At 43.7% G+C, this 23687-nt stretch carries 22 protein-coding genes and 1 riboswitch; of the genes, 8 read left to right on the forward strand and 14 right to left on the reverse strand.

Features of this window, described 5'->3' with window-relative positions:
* The first annotated feature begins 43 nt into the window (after positions 1–43).
* Positions 44–910 carry a PHP domain-containing protein gene (locus N518_RS0109465; protein WP_005021326.1) on the forward strand — a complete coding sequence of 289 codons (867 nt, stop codon included), beginning with the start codon at positions 44–46 and terminating at the stop codon, positions 908–910.
* Between the two features lie 6 nt (positions 911–916).
* On the opposite strand, the gene N518_RS0109470 is transcribed toward N518_RS0109465, so the two are convergent.
* Complete coding sequence (locus N518_RS0109470; RefSeq protein WP_005018461.1) at positions 917–1828, reverse strand: bestrophin family protein; 912 nt, start codon at positions 1826–1828, stop codon at positions 917–919.
* A gap of 42 nt (positions 1829–1870) precedes the next feature.
* A complete protein-coding gene (gene radC / locus N518_RS0109475; RefSeq protein ID WP_005021340.1) occupies positions 1871–2596 on the reverse strand; it encodes a RadC family protein in 726 nt (241 codons plus the stop codon).
* A 111-nt stretch (positions 2597–2707) separates the two neighbouring features.
* Here radC and coaBC point away from each other — a divergent pair, with 111 nt between their 5' ends.
* Positions 2708–3973, forward strand: a complete 1266-nt coding sequence (coaBC, locus tag N518_RS0109480) for a bifunctional phosphopantothenoylcysteine decarboxylase/phosphopantothenate--cysteine ligase CoaBC (protein WP_005021342.1) — start codon at positions 2708–2710, stop codon at positions 3971–3973.
* A 62-nt stretch (positions 3974–4035) separates the two neighbouring features.
* On the opposite strand, the gene secB is transcribed toward coaBC, so the two are convergent.
* The 4 genes from secB to rsgA form a co-directional block, all read right to left on the reverse strand.
* Entirely contained in the window at positions 4036–4488 is a 453-nt protein-coding gene (secB, locus tag N518_RS0109485; protein ID WP_005018466.1) for a protein-export chaperone SecB, read from the reverse strand.
* A 27-nt stretch (positions 4489–4515) separates the two neighbouring features.
* On the reverse strand, positions 4516–4773 hold the full coding sequence (grxC, locus tag N518_RS0109490; RefSeq protein ID WP_005018469.1) for a glutaredoxin 3: 258 nt from the start codon (positions 4771–4773) through the stop codon (positions 4516–4518).
* An 11-nt stretch (positions 4774–4784) separates the two neighbouring features.
* Entirely contained in the window at positions 4785–5207 is a 423-nt protein-coding gene (locus N518_RS0109495; RefSeq protein WP_005018472.1) for a rhodanese-like domain-containing protein, read from the reverse strand.
* A gap of 102 nt (positions 5208–5309) precedes the next feature.
* Entirely contained in the window at positions 5310–6368 is a 1059-nt protein-coding gene (gene rsgA, locus N518_RS0109500) for a small ribosomal subunit biogenesis GTPase RsgA (RefSeq protein WP_005407018.1), read from the reverse strand.
* Positions 6369–6494: 126 nt separating this feature from the next.
* On the opposite strand from rsgA, the gene orn reads away from it, so the two are divergent.
* Positions 6495–7058, forward strand: a complete 564-nt coding sequence (gene orn, locus N518_RS0109505) for an oligoribonuclease (RefSeq protein ID WP_005018477.1) — start codon at positions 6495–6497, stop codon at positions 7056–7058.
* Positions 7059–7146: 88 nt separating this feature from the next.
* Here orn and N518_RS0109510 read toward each other — a convergent pair whose 3' ends face one another.
* The 3 genes from N518_RS0109510 to N518_RS0109520 all read right to left on the reverse strand — a co-directional run bounded on the left by N518_RS0109510 (position 7147) and on the right by N518_RS0109520 (position 11618).
* Positions 7147–8928, reverse strand: coding sequence for an acyl-CoA dehydrogenase C-terminal domain-containing protein (locus tag N518_RS0109510; protein WP_005407045.1), 1782 nt, complete (start codon positions 8926–8928; stop codon positions 7147–7149).
* Between the two features lie 170 nt (positions 8929–9098).
* Entirely contained in the window at positions 9099–10901 is a 1803-nt protein-coding gene (locus N518_RS0109515; protein WP_005407022.1) for an acyl-CoA dehydrogenase C-terminal domain-containing protein, read from the reverse strand.
* A 309-nt stretch (positions 10902–11210) separates the two neighbouring features.
* Positions 11211–11618, reverse strand: a complete 408-nt coding sequence (locus N518_RS0109520; protein WP_005018481.1) for a hypothetical protein — start codon at positions 11616–11618, stop codon at positions 11211–11213.
* Positions 11619–11751: 133 nt separating this feature from the next.
* Here N518_RS0109520 and baeS point away from each other — a divergent pair, with 133 nt between their 5' ends.
* Complete coding sequence (gene baeS / locus N518_RS0109525; protein ID WP_026056667.1) at positions 11752–13419, forward strand: sensor histidine kinase efflux regulator BaeS; 1668 nt, start codon at positions 11752–11754, stop codon at positions 13417–13419.
* A gap of 12 nt (positions 13420–13431) precedes the next feature.
* Positions 13432–14118: a response regulator gene (locus tag N518_RS0109530; protein ID WP_026444183.1), complete on the forward strand. Its 687-nt coding sequence runs from the start codon at positions 13432–13434 to the stop codon at positions 14116–14118.
* Between the two features lie 335 nt (positions 14119–14453).
* Here N518_RS0109530 and N518_RS0109535 read toward each other — a convergent pair whose 3' ends face one another.
* Both N518_RS0109535 and N518_RS0109540 read right to left on the reverse strand, forming a co-directional pair.
* A complete protein-coding gene (locus N518_RS0109535; RefSeq protein ID WP_005407026.1) occupies positions 14454–15896 on the reverse strand; it encodes a protein adenylyltransferase SelO in 1443 nt (480 codons plus the stop codon).
* Positions 15897–16069: 173 nt separating this feature from the next.
* Positions 16070–17233, reverse strand: coding sequence for an acyl-CoA desaturase (locus N518_RS0109540; protein ID WP_005018486.1), 1164 nt, complete (start codon positions 17231–17233; stop codon positions 16070–16072).
* A gap of 196 nt (positions 17234–17429) precedes the next feature.
* Here N518_RS0109540 and N518_RS0109545 point away from each other — a divergent pair, with 196 nt between their 5' ends.
* The gene (locus N518_RS0109545; RefSeq protein WP_005021355.1) at positions 17430–17963 is read left to right on the forward strand and encodes an META domain-containing protein; all 534 of its coding nucleotides are present in this window, start codon (positions 17430–17432) and stop codon (positions 17961–17963) included.
* Positions 17964–17972: 9 nt separating this feature from the next.
* Here the strand turns inward: N518_RS0109545 and N518_RS0109550 are convergent, their stop codons facing one another.
* From N518_RS0109550 to N518_RS0109560, 3 genes are all read right to left on the reverse strand, one after another.
* The gene (locus N518_RS0109550; protein ID WP_005018491.1) at positions 17973–18686 is read right to left on the reverse strand and encodes a glycerophosphodiester phosphodiesterase; all 714 of its coding nucleotides are present in this window, start codon (positions 18684–18686) and stop codon (positions 17973–17975) included.
* 44 nt (positions 18687–18730) lie between these two features.
* Positions 18731–19309 carry a cob(I)yrinic acid a,c-diamide adenosyltransferase gene (locus N518_RS0109555; protein ID WP_005021357.1) on the reverse strand — a complete coding sequence of 193 codons (579 nt, stop codon included), beginning with the start codon at positions 19307–19309 and terminating at the stop codon, positions 18731–18733.
* Positions 19310–19408: 99 nt separating this feature from the next.
* Complete coding sequence (locus tag N518_RS0109560; protein ID WP_005021359.1) at positions 19409–21241, reverse strand: TonB-dependent receptor plug domain-containing protein; 1833 nt, start codon at positions 21239–21241, stop codon at positions 19409–19411.
* A 38-nt stretch (positions 21242–21279) separates the two neighbouring features.
* Positions 21280–21485, reverse strand: a riboswitch (cobalamin riboswitch).
* Between the two features lie 145 nt (positions 21486–21630).
* Between N518_RS0109560 and N518_RS0109565 the strand changes: the two genes are divergently transcribed.
* Together N518_RS0109565 and trpB are read left to right on the forward strand one after the other, a co-directional pair.
* On the forward strand, positions 21631–22272 hold the full coding sequence (locus tag N518_RS0109565) for a phosphoribosylanthranilate isomerase (protein ID WP_005021360.1): 642 nt from the start codon (positions 21631–21633) through the stop codon (positions 22270–22272).
* Positions 22256–23485 (forward strand): tryptophan synthase subunit beta, encoded by a 1230-nt coding sequence (trpB, locus tag N518_RS0109570; protein WP_005018505.1) that lies wholly within the window; start codon positions 22256–22258, stop codon positions 23483–23485. The genes N518_RS0109565 and trpB overlap by 17 nt, the downstream gene beginning before the upstream one ends.
* Positions 23486–23687: the final 202 nt, after the last annotated feature.

Below are 23687 nucleotides of genomic sequence, written 5' to 3' on the forward strand. Positions count from 1 at the left end.
TTAGAGTATCAGTTCTGTTTAAATAAATAGCATAGTATAAGAGATGCACGGCATAGATTTACATACACACAGCAATATTTCTGATGGAACTTTGTCTCCAGAGGCGCTGGTGCATGCTGCTGTTGCAGCAGGTGTTCATACCTTGGCCCTTACAGATCATGACAATATGGACGGCATCCAGCGGGCTAAAGCCTGTAGCATGACACTTGAGGCTCCTTACTCACTCAGGATTATTCCTGGTGTAGAGATTTCAAGCCAGTGGTCACGCCCTGCCACCAAAAAGAGTTATGGTGTACATGTGGTCGCGCTGGGCATGCAAAATCCGGCCCCATTATTGCAAATGCTTGAGCAGCAAAAACGTATACGTGCAGCACGTGCCAGACACATTTGTCATCTGCTCACCGATATTATTCAGGTAGATATTTATGAGCAGGTTCTGGCGCTGGTTGAAGGTGAACCTGACCGGATTACCCGAACACATATTGCCAAAGCGCTGGTACAGCAACAGATTGTATCCCGGCCACAGCAGGCTTTTGACCGTTATTTAAAAGAGGGGAAAAAAGCTTTTGTAAATTTTGAAGGTCTAGGGCTGGCCGAAACCATTCAAGTTATACATGCCAGTCGTGGTTTTGCAGTTTTGGCTCATCCAACTCGTTATACCTTGTCGGCCACCAATATCCGTTATCTGGTCGAGTTATTTGCAGAGTCTGGCGGGGATGCCATCGAATTGCCACCGGCCAGTGACCCGACTTCTACTCGCCAGATGATTGACCGGCTGATTCAGCAGTATGCACTGAAAGTTTCAATTGGTAGTGATTATCATGGTGAAAACATGCCTTGGCTCAAACTGGGCAATGTACCTTCACTCCGCCCAGACCAGATTGGGATTTGGGAAAGTTTTTCGCTATAAACCTGTTTAAAGAAGATTATCGTCCTGTGCCTGAATTGGGGGAGGCGTAGGCTTACCTAAAGTGCCGAGCAGTTCAATTTCAATCAGTCGTACCATTGAGTCTAGCGGTAAGTCATTACTTTGGGTGCCAAACGGTTCTTCAAGTTCTGTACTCAGTGCGTCAAGCCCCAGGAATGTATAGGCCAGCAGCCCGACCAGAAATGGGGTAAGCAAACCTAAAGTCTGGCCCAGACTAAAAGGCAGCAAGAAACAGAAACAATAAACAGTACGGTTAAGCAAAACCGAATAGGCAAACGGAAGAGGCGTATTGGCAATCCGGTCGCAACCAGTCTGGACCTCACTCAGTGCTGCTACATTTTGATTCATCTGTGTATAGATGATGTCGGAAATTTCGCCTTCTTTTAAAGCCAGCAACAGTTCCCACTGAATCAGGCTCAAAGTATACTGCGGCGCATTATGGTGCTGATAAAGCTGGGTCAGTGCCTGTTGTGACATACCGCTGGTCTGCAAAAGTTCAGTAGGATTAGCAGTCTGATGACGCAAACGGTCACGTAATACATTGGCAAATACAATGACGTGCTGAATAATACGTTCACGACGTGCCTGTGGCAGTACACGGCAGTCACGGTCAAAATGGCGGGCATTGGCAATCAGAATACCCCAGAGACGCCGGGCTTCCCACCAACGGTCATAACAGGCGGTATTTTTGAAACCCAGAAAGATCGAAAGTACTACTCCAATTAAAGTAAAACCGGCTAAAGGAACTTCCGGAAAGCGATACAGATCAATATATTCAATTCCGCCTACAATGGCTGAGATGAGCATAACAATCCCAAGCGGCGGCAGAATTTTAGGTAGAATTGTACCGCGCCAAGAAAATAATAACTTTAAAACATCGGGTTGCTCGCGGACAATCATATCTGCTAAAACGTCACTGGGTTTAAGCTGATCTTTACGGCTTCAACCAGCTTTGTCAACCTTATTCTCGACCTGTTCTGAAGTATTGAATAAGCCCTGCTCAGCAAAGGAAAAACTGCATTCTGGAGAGATAATAAAATGATCAAGCAGGACAATTTCTACTAACTTACAGGCCTGAGATAATTGCCGTGTAAGTTCCAGATCAGCCGGTGAAGGTTGTGGCTGTCCAAAAGGATGGTTATGTGCAATAACCAGATGACAAGCATGCTGTTTTAAGGCATAGCGCAAAATCTGGTTGATAGATACGGCACAATGATTCAGTGAACCAAAAAATAATTTCTTGAAACTGAGCTTGCGCAGGTCATTATCCAGACAGAGCACTGCAAAAACTTCCTGCCGTTCTCCCAGCAGTTCGTAACGTAAATAGTCTAACACCTGAGCTGAAGAGTTAAGCTCGAGCTGGGGCTGGTGGAAATATTGCTGGAGGTAACGCCGTCCTAACTCTTTAACTGCCATGAGTTGTGAATATTTACTAGGTCCCATGCCATGGAACTGGCTTAGGTCACTTAGTTCGGCATCAAATACCGGACTCAGGCCACCAAAATGCTGAATCATCTGTCGTGCCAGCTCCACTGCTGAATGCTGTCTAGAACCGGAACGCAGGAAAATGGCCAGAAGTTCTGCATCGGAAAGGCTTTGTGCTCCTTGCTGTAATAGCCGCTCTCTGGGCCGTTCCTGTTCCGGCCAATGCTTGATTGAATTTTGCATAATAGTTCACTTTTCTTGTTTATTTTCGTTTTTATATTTCCAGCCGAGAGGCTTGGGTCAGCAGATATTTAATGCTATTGTGAGCGGCACTGCAACAGAGGATTACTGTTCGTGAGCTTTGATTTAAGTGTAATTTCAAATAAAAATATTATTGTCGCTGTCACGGGCGGAATCGCCGCCTATAAATCTGCTATTCTGGTCCGCCGGCTAAAAGACTATGGTTTTAATGTCAGAGTAGTGATGACGCATGGTGCCCAGGCTTTTATCACACCGCTGACTTTCCAGGCCCTCTCAGGTAATCCGGTATATACTGAACTTTTAGACCCTGAAGCTGAAGCAGGAATGGGGCATATTGAACTGGCACGCTGGGCAGATCTGGTTCTGGTTGCACCCGCCAGCTGCGATACACTGGCAAAATTCGCTGCCGGTCTTGCCGATGATTTGCTGAGTACCTTATATCTGGCGACTAAAGCTCCAGTCTGGGTAGCGCCAGCAATGAACCAGCAAATGTGGGCAGCAAAAGCTACACAACGAAATCTGGCGACACTGGTTGAAGATGGTGTTCATGTGGTTATGCCAGAAGCAGGTGCTCAGGCTTGTGGTGATGTCGGACTTGGTCGCATGCCGGAACCAGAAGATCTGGCCCGTCAGGTTAAAGACTATTTTCATAAAGCCCAGCGTGCCATTGCTGAAAAATTTGGTCTTCTGGCCAGCAAACATGTGGTCATTACAGCAGGTCCGACCCGCGAAGCGATTGACCCGGTACGCTATATTTCTAACCATAGTACCGGAAAGATGGGTTTTGCTCTGGCCGCGGCCTGCTATGCAGCAGGAGCTAGAGTTACCTTAATTGCTGGCCCGGTAAGTCTGGATACGCCTAATGGGGTAAGACGCATTAATGTATCTTCAGCAGTTCAGATGTTAGAACACAGTATGCAGATGCTGGAAGAAGGCTGTGATATTTTTATCGCCACCGCAGCTGTTGCCGATTATCGTGTAGCAGAAGTTGCTGAGCATAAAATCAAGAAAGCCGGCGATGAGCTGAATGTTTCCCTGATTAAGAATCCCGATATTGTGGCAACTATTGCCCAGCAGCAAAAGCGCCCATTTATGGTCGGTTTTGCAGCAGAAACCCGTAATGTAGAAGAGTATGCAGCTGGGAAGCTGATTGCGAAAAAGCTGGATATGATCGCTTGTAATGATGTATCACGGAATGACATCGGTTTTGCTTCCGATGAAAATGCCATGATTGTATTTTTTGCCGAGCAGTATCATCTGCAAAAACGTGAGCTGGAAAAGGCGTCTAAGCAGGAAATTGCCCAGCAGCTGGTTGAGGCTGTCGCTGATGCACTGCATCAAAATGCCGCTGTATCCTGATGTATAAAAAACAGTTAATAAAAAAGACCGCAGATTGCGGTCTTTTTTTTACAGGCTGGTAATTAAGCCTGACCTTCAGCATCGGCAGCCCGTTGCATATTAGCTTCAAACTCGGCATCAAAGTTGATTGGAGTTAAAAGCAATTGCGGGAAGCTACCTTTAGTAACCATATCATTTACAGCTTCACGCAGGAACGGAAATAGGATATTCGGGCAATAAGCACCCAGAATGTAAGGAAGACGCTCTTCCTCAACATTATCTACCAAAAAAATGCCTGACTGGGTTACATCGACAATAAACGCAGTATCGCCGGCATTGTTCGCTTGAACTACTACTTTGAGTGAAACCTCAAAATGAGTCGGATCAATTTTCTCTGCGGAAGAGGATAAATTGATATTCAGTTCAGGCTGCCATTCTTTAGTAAATACTTGTGCCCCTGGTACTTCAAAAGAAATATCCTTAGTATAAATACGCTCTAAGGCAAGTTGTGGTTGAGTTTGTTGTTCTTCACTCATTCTTTATATCCTTGATATGGAAACGGGTTAAGCTAAAAGACTATCGAGTTTACCTTCGCGCTCAAGAGCATAGAGCTGATCAAAACCACCGATAAACTGATCTTTAATAAAAATTTGTGGAACAGTACGATGATTAGTGCGCTGCATCAACTCCACACGTACTTCAGGTGCTTCATTTGATAAGTTAATTTCTTTGTATGCTACACCTTTACGCTCAAGAAGCTGTTTAGCACGTACACAGTACGGGCAGAAGGTGGTTGAGTAAATTGTTACTTCAGCAGCCATAAAATATCTCCTTAAGCTTTGGTGGTTTTATTACCTTTTACCAAGGGTAAACCTTGGGCTTTCCAGTTGCTAATGCCACCGTCGAGACGGTAACTGTCATTATGTCCAACTTTCTGTAGCGCACTACCTGCAACCTGACCCAGATTGCAGATAAAAACTAAAGGACGTTCTGTCGCTTTTAATTCATCAACATGATTGGCGATCTGGCTATAAGGGATATTTCGACTACCACTAATATGGCCTTCACGAAAATCTTTAGCATCACGCAGATCGATCAGCATGGCATTTTTTGCCTTGACCAGAATTCCAAGTGACTGCGGTGAAATTTTGCGGCCATTTCGCTGTCCTTCAAAAATGAAAAACAACACCAGCAAAACCCCTAACGTACCAAACAAAAAGGGGTGATTCCCCATAAATTCAAGCCAACGTTCCACAAGTCACCTAATTCAAATCAAAACTGATCTAGAGTATATCGTATATATATGGTGATCAAAATCATCCCTTCAAGGGATGGGCTTTAGAAAACCGTAATAAAACTAATTTTTTTGCTGAGCTTCAGCAATCTCATCCTGCAAGCGTAAATAGCTTTCCAGACGACGGGGCAGAATTTCTCCATTCTTCGCCGCCTCTCTAAGCGCACAATGTTTTTCATGTGTGTGAGTACAGTTACGGAACTGACAGTGCCCCAACAGATTTTCAATTTCAGGAAAACCGCGCTGAACCTTATCTGCATCCAGATGCCACAGGCCAAATTCACGAATTCCAGGCGAATCAATCAATGCGCCGCTAGTTCCAAAACGGATTAAACGCGTAGAAGTAGTCGTGTGCTGACCTAAAGCAGAATTCTCGGAAATTATATTGGTTTTCTGAGAGGCATCAGGAACAATTGCATTGATCAGGGAACTCTTTCCTACACCAGACTGGCCTACAAATGCGACAGTTTCACCATCCAGGCGTTGTGCCAAAGCAGACAGATCACCTTTAGACTGTGTTTGCATGACTTCATAACCCAGTGCTTCATATTCGGACACTAGCTGTAAAATAGGATCATTCTGACTGAGCAGATCAGTTTTGTTGAGTACTAGAAGCGCAGGTATCTCGGCATCTGCACATGCAACTAAATAGCGGTCAATTAGCATCGGGGCTGGTTCTGGCAAGACAGCAAAAACGACTACGATTAGAGAAATATTAGCTGCAACCGGTTTGACCTTATGATAGCGATCCGGACGGGTGAGTAAGGAAGACCGCGGATGAATCGCTGTGATAATACCTAAACCGGTATTGGGGTCGGCTTGCCATTTGACCCGGTCTCCTGTAACCAGTAATTCTAGATTGGTACGGGTATGGCAGCGCCAGATACTGCCCAGTTCCACCGGTTTCCAGAACGGCTCCGGTTCACCTGGCTGGGTCACAGGTTGTGGCGGATGTTCAACAGGAACAGACAAGGCTTCCACTTCAAGCTGGCGGCCATAATGCTGTACCACCAGACCTTCAAGGTCATTTGAAGTATCGATTTCTTCCTGACGTGTTTTTTGCTGTTTCTGAATCCGGCGTTGCTGTTGTTCAGTCAAGCGACGTTTACGAATTAATGCCATTCATATCCTGAGAAAAACCACCTGTTAAGGATGGCAAAAATAGCATGAAGCGGGGTTGAAGTTACAGCCAAGATACAAGAAATTTGCTACTATTATTGCTTTCCAAGTACATTAAGATGGTCTTTCATGAGTAGTACCCCAGATACACGGTTAATTTGGATTGACCTGGAAATGACCGGTTTAGATACCGATAACGATCAGATTATTGAAATTGCAACAATTATTACAGATGATCATTTAAATATTCTGGCTGAAGGTCCGGTACTGGCTATTCACCAGTCTGATCAGGTCTTAAATGCAATGGATGAGTGGAATACTCGCCAGCATGGACAATCGGGTCTGATTCAGCGTGTACGTCGTAGTACTTTAACTGCTCTTGAAGCAGAACAGCAGACAATAGATTTTCTAAAAAAATGGGTTAACCCGAAAACTTCACCAATGTGTGGTAACTCGATCTGTCAGGATCGCCGTTTTCTGCACCGGTTAATGCCAGAACTGGAACAATTCTTTCATTACCGTAATCTGGATGTTTCTTCAGTCAAGGAACTGGCGAAACGCTGGCGGCCAGAAATTATGAGTGGCCTTAAAAAGCAGGCATCACATCTGGCAATGGATGACATTCGTGACTCAATCCGTGAATTGAAATATTATCGCGAGTATTTCTTTATTACACATGATAACCAGCATTAAGATATTTTTAGACTCAAATATGCTGCTGAATTGAAATATCAGTCATAAAAAAACGCCTGAATTTACAGGCGTTTTTTTAGATATTGAATCAGGATTGTGATGTAAAGAACTCTTCACTAAATTCCATCACCAGGTCAGAGCCAGCATTAATCTTGGCAATACGCATAGACAGTTCAGGTAAAATGCGCTGTACAAAGTAATGTGCCAAGGTCAGTTTGTTCTGGTAAAACTCACCAGATTTATATTTTGCTGCCGCTGCAATACGTGCAAACATATAACTGAAGCTGAGCAGGCCAACTGCATGCAGGAAGTCAACTGCAACAGAGTTAGAGAAATCCGGTTTTTCTGATGCCTGTTCAATGATAAAACGACTTACCGCTTCAATATCAGTTGCCGCGTCTAGTGTTGCATCTTTAATGAAGTTGAGATGAGTATCCATATTGTTGGCAAAATCACGGATCTCTGCAATGTACTCTTCCAGGAAAGCACCATTATTTTTTATCAGCTTACGGCCAATCAGATCTTGTGACTGTACACCATTGGTGCCTTCATAGATCTGGGCAATACGCAGATCACGAACACATTGTTCCATACCCCATTCGCGAATATAACCGTGCCCGCCGAAAACCATTTGTGCATCCAGAGTTGCCTGGAATGCCGTATCCGTTAAATATGCTTTAGCAATTGGAGTGAGCAGGGCCACGCGATCATTGGCTTTTTTCACAGCTTCCGGGTCAGTAGAGAACTTGGTAATGTCCAGTTGCTGACCTACATACACCGCAAATGCACGTGATGCTTCATTGTTAGCACGAACATTAAGCAGCATACGGCGTACATCACCATGAACCAGAATACTGTCGGCAACCTTGTTTGGTGATTTTATACCTGAGGCGCTACGACCTTGAATACGGTCAGTAGCATACTGGGCTGCATTCTGATAGGCGAACTCGGAAGCTCCAATACCTTGAATGCCCATTGACAGACGTTCATAGTTCATCATAACGAACATGGCTGCCAAGCCTTCATTCTCTTTACCAACAATAAAACCTTTAGCGCCATCAAAATTCATTACACAGGTAGCGGAGGCTTTAATACCCATCTTATGTTCAATAGAGCCTGGTCCGACAGGGTTACGTTCACCTAGACTGCCATCTTCATTGACCAGGAATTTCGGAACAATAAAGAGCGAAATACCGCGTGAACCAGCAGGGGCATCCGGAGTTTTTGCCAATACCAGATGAATAATATTATCACTCAGGTCATGGTCACCACCGGTAATGAAAATTTTGGTACCGGTAATACTGTAACTGCCATCTTCATTTCGTTCTGCTTTGGTTTTAATAATACCCAAATCAGTGCCTGCATGCGGCTCAGTCAGACACATGGTCCCTGACCATTCACCTGAATAGATTTTTGGCAGATAGGTTTCTTTTTGTTCCTGCGAAGCATAACTGTTAAGTGCCATACCTGCACCTACAGAAAGCAGGGGATAGAGCATGAATGCCGGATTGGTCGCAAACAACATTTCATCTGCCAATACAGTCAGCATTTTTGGCATTGCCTGACCGCCCCATTCTTCATCGGCGCCCAAGCCAATCCAGCCACCTTCTGCATATTGGCGAAAAGCTTCCTTATAGCCCGCAGGAGTAGTGACTGCACCATTATTATATTGTGCACCTTCTTCATCACCACTGCGGTTTAATGGCAGAGTCACGTTCTGTGCAAACTTGGCCATTTCTTCAAGAATTGCTTCAGCAGTTGCTGCATCTACATGGTTTAGGTTTTCATTGGCTTGCCAGAATTGTTCTGCCTGAAAGACATCATTCAGAATAAAGCGCATATCTGCAAGAGGTGCATTATAAATTGGCATAGTTCACCTGTTTATTGTTCGAATCAGTAGATTTTAATCAAGTTAAGTAAAGTACCGTTATACCTTAACCGATTACGTACCAGATTTTGAGTATTTGATAAAAGAAAAGGACTGTCCAGAATAATGCTGTGCAGTCCTTTCCCATGAAAACTTGCTATAACAACGTTTTGTTAGAAGACGAAATGTTCAGCATCAAGTGCCATGAGTGAATCAAGGCCGCCTGCGATTACGTCAACATGTGAGCGTACACGTGGCAGGATTTTCTTGAAGTAGAACCGTGCAGTGGTAATTTTGGCATTGTAGAAATCAACTTCTGTACTGCCAGCTGCCAGCTGCTGCTGAGCCAGAAGCGCCATACGTGCCCATAGGTAAGCCAGTGTTACATAGCCCGAGAAGTACATGTAGTCAACTGCTGCTGCACCTACTTCATCCGGATTTTGCATTGCTTTCATACCAATTTGCATAGTCAGCTCACCCCACTCTTTATTAAGTTTGGCAAGTGGCTCGATGAACTCGGCAAGTTCTGCATTGTCTTTGTTGGCTTCGGCAAATTTATGAATGATCTTGGTGAAATCTTTCAGCATGGCGCCTTGAGTGCCCAGCACTTTACGGCCTAGCAGGTCAAGAGCCTGGATTTCAGTAGTTCCTTCGTACAGGCAGGCAATACGGGTATCACGTACAATCTGTTCCATACCATGTTCAGAAATGAAACCATGACCGCCATACACCTGAATACCTTTATTTGCAGCTTCCAGACCGGTTTCAGTCAGGAATGCCTTGGCGATTGGGGTAAGAAGTGACAGGATATTGTCAGAGAATTTACGCTCTTCTTCAGTTGCGCCTTTTTCAACAACATCAGCATGCTGGGCCAGCAGATAAACCAGTGCACGGCCACCTTCGGCAAATGCTTTCTGAGTCATCAGCATGTTACGTACTGCCGGGTGAACAATAATTGGATCAGCTTCTTTTTCTGGGGCTTTAGGGCCAGAAAGCGAACGCATCGCCAGACGGTCTTTTGCATATACAATAGACCCTTGGAACGCTGACTCAGATGCAGCCAGACCTTGTACTGCCGTGCCAATACGTGCCGTGTTCATGAATGTGAACATACAGTTCAGGCCGCGGTTTTCAGGACCGATCAGGTAACCGGTTGCGCGATCAAAATTGATAACGCAGGTGGCATTACCATGAATTCCCATTTTATGTTCAATTGAACCACAACGCACGGCATTACGCTCGCCAACTGAACCATCAGCATTTACATTGAATTTTGGCACAATAAACAGGGAAATACCTTTGGTACCTTTAGGCGCGCCAGGCAAGCGGGCAAGAACAATATGAATAATATTTTCTGCCATGTCGTGTTCGCCGGCAGAAATAAAGATTTTTTCGCCAGAGATTGCATAGCTGCCATCAGCATTTGGTTCAGCTTTGGTACGAATAATACCCAGATCAGAACCTGCATGTGACTCGGTCAGGCACATGGTGCCCGTCCATTCACCTGATACCAGTTTCGGCAGATAGGTCTCTTTTTGTTCATCAGAACCGTGATGCTCAAGAGTACGCACTGCACCATGAGACAGACCCGGGTACATGCCCCAAGCCCAGTTAGAACTACCTACCATTTCAGAAATAGCAATGCCCAGCGAGTTTGGCAGGCCCTGACCGCCGTATTGCTCTTCAGCAGAAAGAGATGGGAAGCCGAGTTCGATATATTTTTGATAAGCTTCTTTAAAGCCGGTTGGTGTAGTTACTACACCATCATTCCAGCTACAGCCTTCACGGTCACCAATCTGGTTTAACGGAGAGAGTTCGTTTTCACAAAAGTCTGCAGCCGCTTCAAGATACTGATCTACTAAATCACGGCTTACATTTTCCTGAAAAGCCGGTAATTTTGCATAATGTTCTTCGGCATTTAACAGTTCATGCAGAACAAATTGCATATCACGTAAGGGCGCTTGGTATTGTGGCATATCGGGTTCCTCAATACTGGTTAAACCAGATTTATAATCCTAATAAACGATTTACGTGCCAGCAGCGACACATATATTTGTATGCTTACATCGTGCAATAAGTTGCACTACCACACAAGCGTCGAAGGGGTATTGTTGGTGACTGTAAAGTCAAAGAAAAGGCTCTTGAAAAATCTAACCTGTTTGAGTGTAAACAGTTTTTATTATTTTAAGCTGACACAAATAGTCAAAATCGTAAGGGAATATGTATGGTATGAGCAAGGAATTAAATAAAAAAGACACCCGAAGGTGTCTTTAATAGTTTTACTTTCATGCTACCGGTTTAGCAGCAGGCTGCGGTGTTAATGGCTGAGCAGTTGAAGGCTGGGGCGCCACTGTTGCTGTCCGTTTAGGCTTAAAGCGCATTTCACAGGTGCCTTCAATGGTTTTGTCGGCCATCTTGAGCTGAACGGTTTGTCCGGCAGGCTTACCTGCGCAGGCCTGCTGGAGCTGCTGATAATGCATCTGCCGTTCAGTACGGCGCTTATCCCACTCTGCACGCTGTTCCGGTGTCATATTCCGATGATGGCGTTTCATATGATGACCTCTATCACCATCTTTGTGCATCATTGGGTGATGTGGTTTATCTTGTGGAGCTGTAGAGGATTGACAGGCAGTCAGACCCATAACAGCAGTCAACGCTGTACCCAATAATCCGGCCTTGATTAAAGATTTCATTATTATTACTCCTGAGCCAACTATATTTACCAATAGCTTAAGATTAAATAATAAAGATGTAGAAACAATGAAGAGTATTTTTGCCAGAGCTTGGTTACAATGATGAATCAGAAGAATAAATTGAGAAATTGTTTTGAAGATCCGCCGAGTTCCTATTGCCTTACGCCTGTTTCTGACCGTGCTGTTTACGACGTTATTCATTACGACGCTCAGCTTGGGGGTATTACATTGGACCATGCAGAAAAACTTTGCCAAGTATGTGGCAGATGTAGAAATGCAGAAGCTGGATCTTCTGATCAGTAATCTGGCTGGTGTATACGGTTTATATCAGGACTGGGGTAATGCTATTCAGGCGCAGATTTTACAGATTGAAGGTGAGGCTGCACCAGACGATTATGACCGTCTTTCGCGGTGGTGGCTGCGCCGTCAATACGATATTGCCTTGCAGCAGCGTTATTTTCAAGAACATTCCATGATGAATGTCGCTCCCCAGTTTCCGGCCAATGAACAGTTACGGCAAAAAATGGTGGATACTGAAGAACTGCGGTTTATTGAAGAAAATTTACCTTCCGAATATCAGCCTTTTGAAGGATTGCGTTTTCCGTTAAGTGCTAACCAGAGCATGACCCATAATCCGGAAAAGAAAACCAATCCCTCTACGCTTCAAAGCGTAGAAGCTCAAGCTGGTAAAAAACGGTTCATTTTTATGCCAGACCGTCTGGGGCTAAGTTCGCGGTTATCACTGTATGATGCCCAGCGGCAGTTTGTAGTCGGTGAGCCTTCTGATCAGGAAGTATCTTATCGTCCTATAGTGGTAGGTAATCAGGTAGTCGGCTATCTGGGCTTAAAACCTGTACTGGATCAGGATGATGCTTTAAGTATTAATTTCTTCAGTAACCAGAAGCGTTACCTGCTTTTAGTATATGCATTAACCATTTTGGCCAGTTTGATTGCTGCTATATTAATGGCAACCTATTTTAAAAAACCGATTCAGCGCCTGCTGCGTGCCACACAGGAATTAACTCGAGGTAATTATCTGCATCAGGTCAAAATTCGCCGTAATGATGAGTTAGGTGATCTGGCCAATGAGATTAACCAGTTAGCAATTATTCTTGACCAGCATGAGCAGTCACGCCGGCAATGGGTTGCAGATACTTCACATGAGTTAAAAACACCGTTAGCGGTACTACAGGCCCAGATTGAAGCCATGCAGGATGGCATCCGAAAAGCTACCCCTGAGCATCTTGCTGCCATGATGCGTCAGGTCAGCAGTCTGAAAAAACTTACTAAAGATCTGGCGGATCTGGCCCAGGCCGAGGCCCAGCAGCTCAAGTGCTATTTCTCTAATGTTGATCCGTGGTCTGTGGTACAGCAGGAAATTGAAAACTTCCGGCCGAACTTTGAACAGGCAGGACTCTCAGTACACTCAGAGGGAACAGGGGCTGAATTACAATTGGATGTAGACCGATTCAAACAAATTGTGGTCAACTTGCTTGGAAACAGTATTCGCTATACAGAAAGTGGTGGAGAAATCCGTATTCATACTGAACAGTCTGATACGCATTGGAGTCTGTATGTGGATGACAGCCCGTTTGGGCTCAGCGATGAGCAGCTGTCACGTCTGGGTGAGCGCTTTTACCGAGTAGATGATTCGCGTACGCGCAGTACCGGCGGAACCGGATTAGGTCTGGCCCTGTCCTGTAAAATTGCCCAAACCATGGGCGGAGAATTAACATTCCATCATTCACCACTCGGCGGTTTGCGTTGCAAGCTGACTTTTCCCAAATTAACCACTATATAAGGAAGCACACTCATGAAGCATGTCATGCTGGTAGAAGATGAAGTTGAACTTGCTGGACTGGTACGCGATTATCTTGAGGCTGGCGGTTTTGAAGTGAGCGTCTTTCATGATGGGCAAGAAGCCTATGACCATTTCCTTCAGCGCAAACCAAGTCTCATGATTCTGGATCTAATGGTACCGCGTATGGATGGGTTGACTATTTGCCGAAAAGTACGTGAACAGTCAGATATTCCTATTATTATGGTCACTGCCCGGACTGAAGAAATTGATCGTGTACTTGGCTTAAATATGGGTGCTGATGATTACATTTGTAAACCGTTTAGTCCTAAAGAGCTGGTAGCACGTGTACAGGCGGTACTGCGCCGTCTGGACTGCAAGGCTGAACCTGAACAAAATAGTCTTTTCAGAATCGATAAGGCGCAACAGCGTATCTGGTATCAGCAGAAATCCTTGAATCTGACACCCACAGAGTTCCGCCTGTTAGAGCTGTTTTTAGAACACGTGGGACAGGTATATTCACGTGCCCAGCTGTTAGATCATATTAATCCTGACAGTTTTGATGTAGCCGACCGTGTGATTGATAGCCACATTAAAAATCTGCGCCGTAAAATCACTGATGCAGCTAATACTGGTAACCGCCATGAGTGGATTCAGGCAGTTTACGGGGTAGGCTATCGTTTTGAATATCCAGATGAATAAATAGCACAGCTTTAATTTTCTCACTCAAAAGCGGAGAGCATATGATCCGCTTTTTTATTGATTAGCTCTGGTTAGAGGCTGTGGATGCTGAGGCTAAGAAGTTGTCTGATGATCAGTGCGGTGCAGAATATGATAAGTCTGCTAGCCATATATTATTCTCTTGTCTTTATACGACAAATACTCTATTTCTTATAAAACCCATTAGATAAATTGTTTTTAGAGAAATAGTTGCTGAACAAATACTTATAATTTCCTGTATTTTTTCTAATTAGTTGGCTCTAACCGGATTAGAGGTGTGGATAAAATGTATCTTATCCACACATCTACAGTTTCAGCTATGAAGAGCAGCTAACCATAATTTCGGGTATATCACTTGGTAGAGGCGCCAGGTCTTCTGATTTCTCGGTTTCTGGCTGAAAAACAAACGGCTGACTGAGTAAGGTGAATAAACGATCTACTTCAGAAAAGTCATCCTGTTCTGCCAGTTCAATCGCTTTTTGTGCCATGTGATTACGCAGAATATAGCGAGGATTAACCTGTTGCATGGCCTGATCCAGCTTATCTGTATCTTGATGCTCACGGATTTGCTGATATAGGGTCAAGAAGGTATCAAACTGCCGGATATCGAGGCAGTCATCACGAAGAGCCTTATATTCCTTTTGCTGTAAGCGGATAAAACTGTGAGTGTAGTCCAACTGTTCACTTTGCAGAATTCTTAAGAAGGCCATACCACATTCCATACTCTCTTTATGGAATTCGGGTAAGCCCATTTTCTGACATAAACCAAATTGATACTGTTCCAAAAAGGTCGGTTCAAACTGTTCCAGACATTTGGCAAGTTCTTCCTTGAATTGTTCCTTGTCGGTTTCTTCAGCCAAAGGAATAAGGTTATTTAACCAGATCCATAAGTTCCAGTGGGCAATACTTGGCTGGTTCTGGTAACTATAGCGCCCCTGATAATCCGAGTGGTTATTGATCCAACCCGGGCGGAAACGCTCCATAAAGCCATAAGGACCAAAATCAAGAGTTGAGCCAGTAATATTAAGATTATCCGTATTCATCACGCCGTGGGCAAAACCAACCAGTTGCCACTTGGCGATCATGCTGGCAGTTCTTTTAATCACTTCTTCAGCAAACGCCAGTACAGGTAATTGTGTTTTCAGACAATCCGGATAATGCCACTCGATACATTTATATGTGAAATCTCTAAGTAACTCTGGAGCATACTGGTTAATCCACTCAAAATGTCCGAAGCGGATATGGCTATCAGCAGTTCGCAGTAGCATGGCACCTGGTTCCAATGTCTCGCGCTGTATATTCTGGGTGGAACTGGTGAAACCTAGGGCATTGCTAGACGGCACACCCAAGGCATTAAGTGCATGACCAGCCAGATATTCGCGGATTACCGAACGCAATACCGCCCGGCCGTCACCCATGCGTGAATAGGGGGTAGGTCCTGCACCCTTAAGATGAAGATCAATCGTCTGGCCTTGTCGGTCAAGTACCTGTGCAATCAGCAGGCCGCGGCCATCTCCAAGTTGTCCGGCCCACTGCCCAAACTGATGTCCTGCATAGACCATGGCTAAGGGCGGACATTCCTGAAACGTTCTTTGTCCGCTGCAAATTTCAACCCAGCTTTGTTTTTCTTCTTCAGTCCATTGCAATTCTTCCGCCAGATGCAAGTTAAAGTGACCCGGCTTGGCACCTCGTAATGGTACAGGCTGTTGCTGATGATAAAGTCGGGAGTCGAGGGAAGAATATCTTGGATTAAACTGCATAAGGTACCAGACAAATAAAAATATAGATTTACTATAACAAATTTACTGTTCCTGCCTAGCACTAGTTAAGGCGTGATAAGAATTGGATACAAATACCTTAAAAACATAACTGCTTTAAAAGAAAAAAGGCTAAAACCCATTTCCGGTTTTAGCCTTTTTTAAAGTTTTAAAAATCAGGTGGTCTGTTTTTTCAGGCCACGCATAACTTCTTCTAACGATTTACGGTGATGAGCCAGACGCTCCTCTACCTGCTGGAATTCACCTTTTAGGCGGTTATCCATCTGGTGGATTTTTTCTGCTACAGCAGCTTTCTTGGCATGAAGCTCCTGTTCCTTGAGTTTAGCCCAGTCATTTAAGGTATGAGTAAAAGCTTCGTATTCCTGAGCAAGCCGCTGTTTAACAGTACTGATATCTGTATTCACATCATGGCCGTAGATAGCAAGATCTTGTTCAGCATATTTAAACTTCATTGCCAGTTCAGCTTTCTTGATATTAAAGCTTGGTATGCGGCGCAGATTTTTAGCAAGTCCCAGTTTTGAACAGCTCCAGATGAGCCACTTGGTAGGGTCGTATTGCCACCACTTTACACCATTACGATAGTCGTACTGGAAAATGTGGTGATAGTTATGATAACCCTCACCCCAGGTAGCAATTGCCAGCCAGAAGTTATCACGTGCTGTATTTTCATCTGTATAGGGACGTTTGCCCCACATATGACAAAGAGAGTTAATAAAGAAAGTCACATGATGACTTAGAACCAGACGTAACAACCCACCCAGTAGAACTACTCCCCAGATATCACCTACAGCCCAGCCAATCCCGCCCAGAATTGCAACATGTACGGCGATTACCAGCGGTACATAGTACTTGTGCTGAAACATAACCAGTTTGTCATTCAAGAGGTCAGGTGCATTTTTATAGTTAGGTGCTGCAGCCGGATAGTCACGAATCATCCAGCCCAAGTGGGCATACCAGAAACCATTATTGATGGAATACGGATCTTCTTCTACATCATCAACATGACGATGATGGGTACGGTGGCCAGAAGCCCAGTATAAAATACTATTTTGTACTGCAAACGTTCCACCAATCATCAGGAGGATTTTTAAAGGCAGGGAGGCTTCATAGGCACGGTGCGCCCATAACCGATGGTAACCTGCAGTAATACTTAAGCTACTAAATGCTAACAAGAAAAATAAGCTGAGCCATGCACTTAAGCTAAAATCATGATGATACGCGTAAAGCGGAATCAGAACAGCGGCAGCAATGGGAGTCCCAAGTAGAGTAATACTGGCGGTCCAGTTAATTGGGGCTTTGGTTAGGGGAGGATTATTCATCTCCAGTAACGCTCCTACAAGCCTTTGCAACAAAGGCAAAAACGAAACAGCGCAGCTATTTTTTGACAAAAATAGCCATAAGACCCGCATCTTAACATGTGAGTACAGCTGTTCACTAGCATTATTGTACGCTTGTACACCTTAAACCGTAACAGAATGAATGTTTGTTTTTCACGCGTAAGTAGCAGAGTACAATATGAAGAAATATACTGATAAAGCGTTTAAAAAATATACCTTTTTGAATCTAAGGCTTAGCGTGTTTACAGGCAGTTTAATGTTCTTGATTGGGCTTGCAGGCTGCCAGTCATCACAACCTTCCACTTCTCTAGAATCCCGCACAGTCTCAAAACAGAAAGTAGTGACTCAAGCGTCATCTAAGCAGCTCAGCCGTGACGGTGTTCAGGATGTAAATTGGCGTATTGTCAAAATTAAAAGCCAGCCAGCCAAATTTTTCAATCAGGTACCTTTTATCCGTTTAAACTCTGTATCAAGAACCGTGACCGGACATACAGGGTGTAATACTGTCTTTGGGCGTTATGACATTAATACGGCCCAGAAAACCCTGAACTTGACTATTAAGGCAGGACATCAGAGTTGTGATCAGGCACTGGCACAGGAAGCTGATCTGGCTGATGCTTTAGAGCGGATCAGCCGTTTCCAGCTGAATAATAAGCAGCTGTATTTGCAGGACCGGGCTGGCCAGATTCTGATTCAGGCCGAGAAAAACTAGTCGACTGGTTTAAAGCTGGCTCTGCATGGTTTTGGGAATGTCGGTAATAAGACCTTGTACACCTGCATCACGCAGGGCTTTTGCCCGCTCAATACTGTTGACTGTCCAAACACTAATATTCAGTTGAGCTAAATGAGACAGTTGAATCATTTCAGGAGTAGCCAACTGGTCCATCCAGCCAATATGCGAGCAGCCTAAATGATGGGCTTTTTCGATTGCCTTGCTTTTAATATCATCTTCTACCAGAAGGCCGCGTTTAAATCTGCTGCGTTGCTGCTGCAAGCTACTTAAGACTTTTTCATCAAAGCTGGTGATAGTAACCTGTTGCTCCAGACCCTGTAGCTGTTGTTCTAGGCTCAGTGTCAGTTTTTCTGCTTCTGGAAGTGTAGTAACCGGTTTAATCTCAACTTCAATATGCTCAAAGTCATTTACCAGACTAAGCACCTGCTGTAATTTTGGCGTGTTTTCCGTTTTAGGCCAGTTGGCCCACTGATGCCGGTGGTCATAACGTACCAGATCACTTTCAACACATTCATACAGGGGGTGAGGCAAGCCTGCAGTTCTCAGAAAGTTATCATCATGAATAACAGTAAGACAGTTATCCTTGAGCTGCCGTACATCAAACTCGACAGCACGGACTCCCAAATCACGTAAATACTGGAAGCCCCCTAGTGTATTTTCAGGAGCTTCACCACGGGCACCACGATGGCCAATAATTTTCATGAAACAACTCGAACGAGTTTTGAACTTAACTGAATATTATAAACCTAAATTGTGTCATTTATATTTTTTTGCCACAGAACCTCATTGCCACCCTCAGCCCGTTGCAAGGCACGTGAAGCCACGAACAACCAGTCCGATAAACGGTTCAGAAGTTGTAAGGACGTTGGTTGGATATTCTGGTCACGGCTATGTACAGACATCAGGGTGCGCTCGGCACGACGGCAAACAGCACGTGCCTGATGGGCATAACTACAGGCTAAAGTGCCTGCCGGTAAGATAAAGTCCTTTAACATCGGTAGATCTTCATTCATCCGGTCAATTTCCTTTTCAAGAAATTCCACTGAAACTTGTTGTAGCAGGTTGAAATTTGGAATACAGACTTCACCCCCTAAGTCGAACAGCCAGTGTTGAATTAAACTCAGAGATTTATCCCAGCAGCTTTTGTCTTTGATTGTACTCACTGCAATTTGTGCACGTAAGACGCCTATACATGCATTCAATTCATCCACATCCCCTAAAGCGTCTATACGCAGATCATCCTTGGCGACGCGTGAGCCATCTCCAAGGCCGGTAGTACCTGAGTCGCCTGTACGGGTATAAATTTTACTTAAACGGTGGCCCATAAGTTTTCCTTAAACTGAAAGCAATAAAAAAGGATAATGCCGGTCAGAACATTATCCATAAACTGCGCTGTTTTAAATATATTTTTTAGAGTTCAAATATTAATAACGGAATGTAACACCGGCTGAGGCGAGGCGGCCGCCATTTACATAATAGTAGCCTTGGTCTTGATAAGCTGTTTTATAATCGACATCTCCAATATTTTGAATATTGGTAAACAGTTTAATATTTGGATTCATATTCCAGTAGGCATTAACATCTACTGTTGCATATCCTGGATTGTGGTAGTTGCTATTCCAGTCTTTCGATTTTGATTTTGCAACGAGCGAAGCACTGATGCCGTAAATTTCATTTTGCAGACCTGTTGTTAGGGTCAAACCTTGACGAGGACGGCGATTTAAATCCTGATGAGTCTCTTCGTTCTCAGGTTTGACATAGCTATAAGTTGCTTTTGCAAATAGATCTTCTTTCTGCCAACCAATATAAAATTCACCGCCTTGGTAAGTTGCTTTATTAATATTGGTTAATTTACCGAAGTTCACTGAACCTATAAGGTCTTCAACTTCAGTATAATAAGCAGATAAACCTGTTTTAAAACCTAATGGTAGATTTTGATCTATACCAATTTCATAAGATGTACTTTCTTCTGGTTTTAAATTTGGGTTGCCATTAAATGAGTTAAAGAGTTCATTAAGCGTTGGTGATTTGAAAGCAGTGCCAATATTAGTATAGATACTTGTTTTATCTAGAATTTGGTAACGTGCAGCAAGCTGACCAACAGTATGCGAGCCGTATTTTTCATTATCTTCTATACGAACACCAACTTGAGTATTTAATTTACTACCATTAAATTGATGTTGTAGATAGTATCCTGTAGAGTCGACATTCTCATTATAAGGCGTTCCATAGGAGAGAATATCTCCGTCCAGTGAGCGGTGGGTAACGCCAGTTAAAAGTATTTGTTGCGGTAAAAAATTCCATTTACTATATAATTCTAGTTCTTGAGTTTTACTATGAACAAAGTCAGCAGAATCTTTTTGATTAACTTCATCTTTAAATTGAGATAAACGAGTATTTAATTCGAAGTTATCTGCTACATTTAAACGACTGCGTAAATTAATAATTTCATTTTCGAAGTCTTGTTTTAGTAATGCGCCATTAAATGTGTACGCATCATAAAGACTTGAACCTTCATTATGACTATAGTCAACAGAAATACCGTAATCTTTCTGCTTAACTCCAATCTTTGTACTAAAACCTTTTTGATCAAAGGATGCAGTGTCAGTCGTATCAGTTTTTTGGTTAGTTACTTTAGTTGCATCAGATTCTAAACGTTGTCCACGAATTTGAGCGTAAAAACCTTCCTCATATAAATCGGCACCAATAACTCCTTTATAAGTTTTATTTTCCCCAACTTCACCTGTTATAAAGGCACTATTTTTTTCTGGTATTTTTGATACAAGTTGAATAACACCACCAATTGCATCAGTACCGTATAAAACAGAGGCTGGTCCTTTTAGTACTTCAATCTGCTGAATATCTGTTGTATCAATAAATGCAAGACTTGCACTTCCTGAAGATGCATTATTTAGCCGAATTCCATCTCGTAATACAAGAATATGGTCGGATTCTGTACCTCTTAGATAAATCTCTGCAAGTTGGCCATAACCTCCGCTTTGTACCATATTGATAGCAGCATCTGTCTGTAATAATTGTGGTAAAGATGCGATGGGTGACTGTTCAAGAACCTCAGGTTCAATAATCGTAATTCGAGCGGGAACTTCACTCGCTTTTTCAGCACTTTTTGACGCAGTCACTACAATTGGGTCAAGTTGAGCCGATATAATCGTATCTTCAGCAAAAATGGCAGGAGAATACCCCATCGCAATAGCGATAGCTCCTACCAGACGGGTAGGTTGAAATAAAATAGACATGACTTTATGCTCCATACATTCACCCCCCGTGAATGATTGAGTTGACAGGCGCAACAAGCAGGTCTCCGGACTCAAATATAAATATTGCTTTGCAATATTGGCATATTCGCCTTCCCACACTTTATGCAGTGGCGTAAGTTAAAACTCAAATAATATGCGGTTCATTTTACCGTTGCGGGGGCAGTGTTGGATTTGCACCAACTTCCCTAAAGCTCTAAGCTAGACTTGTTGCAATCGCGCGCAGTATAAAGTTTGCCTGTCAATTAAACAATCCATATCAAGAATATTCAGGATGAACTTTACGCAAGCCAAAAAAATTGCATTACAATGAACGGCCCGTCATATTTATAGATGAACTATAAACCAGGCAGTCTAAGAGCCAGAACTGTATGCGTACCCGTGCTAAAATTTGTGGAATTACCCAAACTTCTGATATTCAGGCCGCTGTAGAGGCGGGTGCAGATGCTATCGGGCTGGTGTTTTATGCACCAAGCCCCCGATATGTCAATATCATACAGGCTAAAAATCTGATAAAACATATACCTGCTTATGTCCAGATTGTTGGACTATTTGTTAATGCTACTGCAAGTGATGTCTGTCAGGTACTGCATGACATTCCATTAGATGTGCTTCAGTTTCATGGTGATGAAACGCCTGAACAGTGCCAGAATATTGCAAAGCAGGCTAAACGGCGCTGGTATAAAGCAATTCAGGTCAAACCTGATCTGGATATATTGGCCCAGATCAGTCATTATCAGCAGGCAGGTGCAAGTGCTGTATTACTGGATGCCTGGCATCCTGTACTTAAAGGTGGTACAGGACACCAGTTTGACTGGTCAAAATTTCCTAAAATCGATGTACCTTTAATCCTGGCAGGCGGTTTAACGCCTGAAAATATTGAAGAAGCTATTCAGACTACCGGAGCATTTGCGGTAGATGTCAGCGGAGGCGTAGAGTCCGCAAAAGGTATTAAAGACCAGCAACTCATTGAACGATTTATGCAAGGAGTCCAACGTGGATCAGCAAAATAATGTGATTGACTACACCCGGTACCCGGATGCCCGTGGGCATTTTGGTATCCATGGCGGACGTTTTGTGTCAGAAACGCTGATGGCGGCTTTAGAAGATTTAGAAAATCTATATAACCGCATGAAAAATGATGAGCAGTTTCTGGCAGAATTCGACCGTGATCTTGCCTACTATGTAGGTCGTCCTAGTCCTTTATATTATGCTGAGCGATGGTCGAAAGAATTAGGTGGTGCGCAGATTTATCTGAAACGTGAAGACTTGAATCATACCGGCTCTCATAAGGTGAATAACACGATCGGACAGGCTCTGCTTGCTAAGCTTTCTGGTAAAAGACGGATTATTGCAGAAACTGGCGCCGGTCAGCATGGAGTAGCTACCGCTACAATTGCAGCACGTCTGGGAATGGAATGTATCGTTTATATGGGCGCAGAAGACGTTAAACGACAGGCCATGAACGTGTACCGTATGCGTTTGCTGGGCGCGACTGTAGTACCGGTAGAAAGTGGCTCTAAGACACTCAAAGATGCCATGAATGAAGCCATGCGTGACTGGGTTACCAATGTCGATTCTACTTATTATGTAATTGGTACAGTAGCGGGTCCGCATCCATATCCACAACTGGTTCGTGACTTTCAGTCGATTATTGGCCGTGAAGCCCGTCGTCAAATTCAGGAGCAGGCCGGACGTTTACCCGATGCACTGGTTGCCTGTGTAGGAGGCGGCTCTAATGCTATGGGACTATTTTATCCGTTTTTAAATGATGAAAATGTCCAGATGTATGGTGTAGAGGCCGCAGGACACGGTATCGAGACAGGCAAACATTCAGCGCCATTGAATGCTGGTCATGTTGGTGTATTGCATGGTAACCGTACTTATTTGATGTCAGATGCACAGGGCCAGATTATTGAAACCCATTCTATTTCGGCAGGTCTGGATTATCCGGGAGTAGGGCCGGAACACAGTTTTCTAAAAGACATGAAACGTGTGAATTATGTGCCCATCAATGATACAGAAGCCTTGCAAGGTTTTCGTGATCTGACCCAGATTGAAGGAATCATTCCTGCACTGGAAAGCTCACATGCCATGGCTTACGTTTCCAAGCTGGCACCGACCATGTCAAAAGACCAGATTATCATTGCAACCGTATCAGGACGTGGTGACAAAGACCTGATGACTGTTGCCCGTATTGACGGTGTAGAAATGGTTGAGATGTAATTCTCTTTTTTTTCTTACACCTAAAATAGCTCGTGCTGGATTAAACTCCAGCACGATTTTTTTTATTTATCAGATCAATTAATGCTTTTATCAATTTTAGAATATTAAAAATATTTATAAGTAGAATGGCTATTAATATAACTTGGTATTTCAATGATTGATTGCTAAAAATATAAGATCTTTTTCTGGTTGGTCCGACTTT

It is taken from the genome of Acinetobacter sp. UNC436CL71CviS28, from assembly GCF_000620525.1.
GTDB classification, from domain to species: domain Bacteria; phylum Pseudomonadota; class Gammaproteobacteria; order Pseudomonadales; family Moraxellaceae; genus Acinetobacter; species Acinetobacter radioresistens.

What these genes read in the sequence shown, in the direction of transcription:
- N518_RS0109465 (WP_005021326.1), top strand. Translation starts at nt 44, where the DNA reads ATGCACGGCATAGATTTACATACACACAGCAATATTTCTGATGGAACT.
- N518_RS0109470 (WP_005018461.1), bottom strand. Translation starts at nt 1,828, where the DNA reads ATGATTGTCCGCGAGCAACCCGATGTTTTAAAGTTATTATTTTCTTGG.
- radC (WP_005021340.1), bottom strand. Translation starts at nt 2,596, where the DNA reads ATGCAAAATTCAATCAAGCATTGGCCGGAACAGGAACGGCCCAGAGAG.
- secB (WP_005018466.1), bottom strand. Translation starts at nt 4,488, where the DNA reads ATGAGTGAAGAACAACAAACTCAACCACAACTTGCCTTAGAGCGTATT.
- grxC (WP_005018469.1), bottom strand. Translation starts at nt 4,773, where the DNA reads ATGGCTGCTGAAGTAACAATTTACTCAACCACCTTCTGCCCGTACTGT.
- rsgA (WP_005407018.1), bottom strand. Translation starts at nt 6,368, where the DNA reads ATGGCATTAATTCGTAAACGTCGCTTGACTGAACAACAGCAACGCCGG.
- orn (WP_005018477.1), top strand. Translation starts at nt 6,495, where the DNA reads ATGAGTAGTACCCCAGATACACGGTTAATTTGGATTGACCTGGAAATG.
- N518_RS0109510 (WP_005407045.1), bottom strand. Translation starts at nt 8,928, where the DNA reads ATGCCAATTTATAATGCACCTCTTGCAGATATGCGCTTTATTCTGAAT.
- N518_RS0109515 (WP_005407022.1), bottom strand. Translation starts at nt 10,901, where the DNA reads ATGCCACAATACCAAGCGCCCTTACGTGATATGCAATTTGTTCTGCAT.
- N518_RS0109520 (WP_005018481.1), bottom strand. Translation starts at nt 11,618, where the DNA reads ATGAAATCTTTAATCAAGGCCGGATTATTGGGTACAGCGTTGACTGCT.
- N518_RS0109530 (WP_026444183.1), top strand. Translation starts at nt 13,432, where the DNA reads ATGAAGCATGTCATGCTGGTAGAAGATGAAGTTGAACTTGCTGGACTG.
- N518_RS0109535 (WP_005407026.1), bottom strand. Translation starts at nt 15,896, where the DNA reads ATGCAGTTTAATCCAAGATATTCTTCCCTCGACTCCCGACTTTATCAT.
- N518_RS0109540 (WP_005018486.1), bottom strand. Translation starts at nt 17,233, where the DNA reads ATGAATAATCCTCCCCTAACCAAAGCCCCAATTAACTGGACCGCCAGT.
- N518_RS0109545 (WP_005021355.1), top strand. Translation starts at nt 17,430, where the DNA reads ATGAAGAAATATACTGATAAAGCGTTTAAAAAATATACCTTTTTGAAT.
- N518_RS0109550 (WP_005018491.1), bottom strand. Translation starts at nt 18,686, where the DNA reads ATGAAAATTATTGGCCATCGTGGTGCCCGTGGTGAAGCTCCTGAAAAT.
- N518_RS0109555 (WP_005021357.1), bottom strand. Translation starts at nt 19,309, where the DNA reads ATGGGCCACCGTTTAAGTAAAATTTATACCCGTACAGGCGACTCAGGT.
- N518_RS0109560 (WP_005021359.1), bottom strand. Translation starts at nt 21,241, where the DNA reads ATGTCTATTTTATTTCAACCTACCCGTCTGGTAGGAGCTATCGCTATT.
- N518_RS0109565 (WP_005021360.1), top strand. Translation starts at nt 21,631, where the DNA reads ATGCGTACCCGTGCTAAAATTTGTGGAATTACCCAAACTTCTGATATT.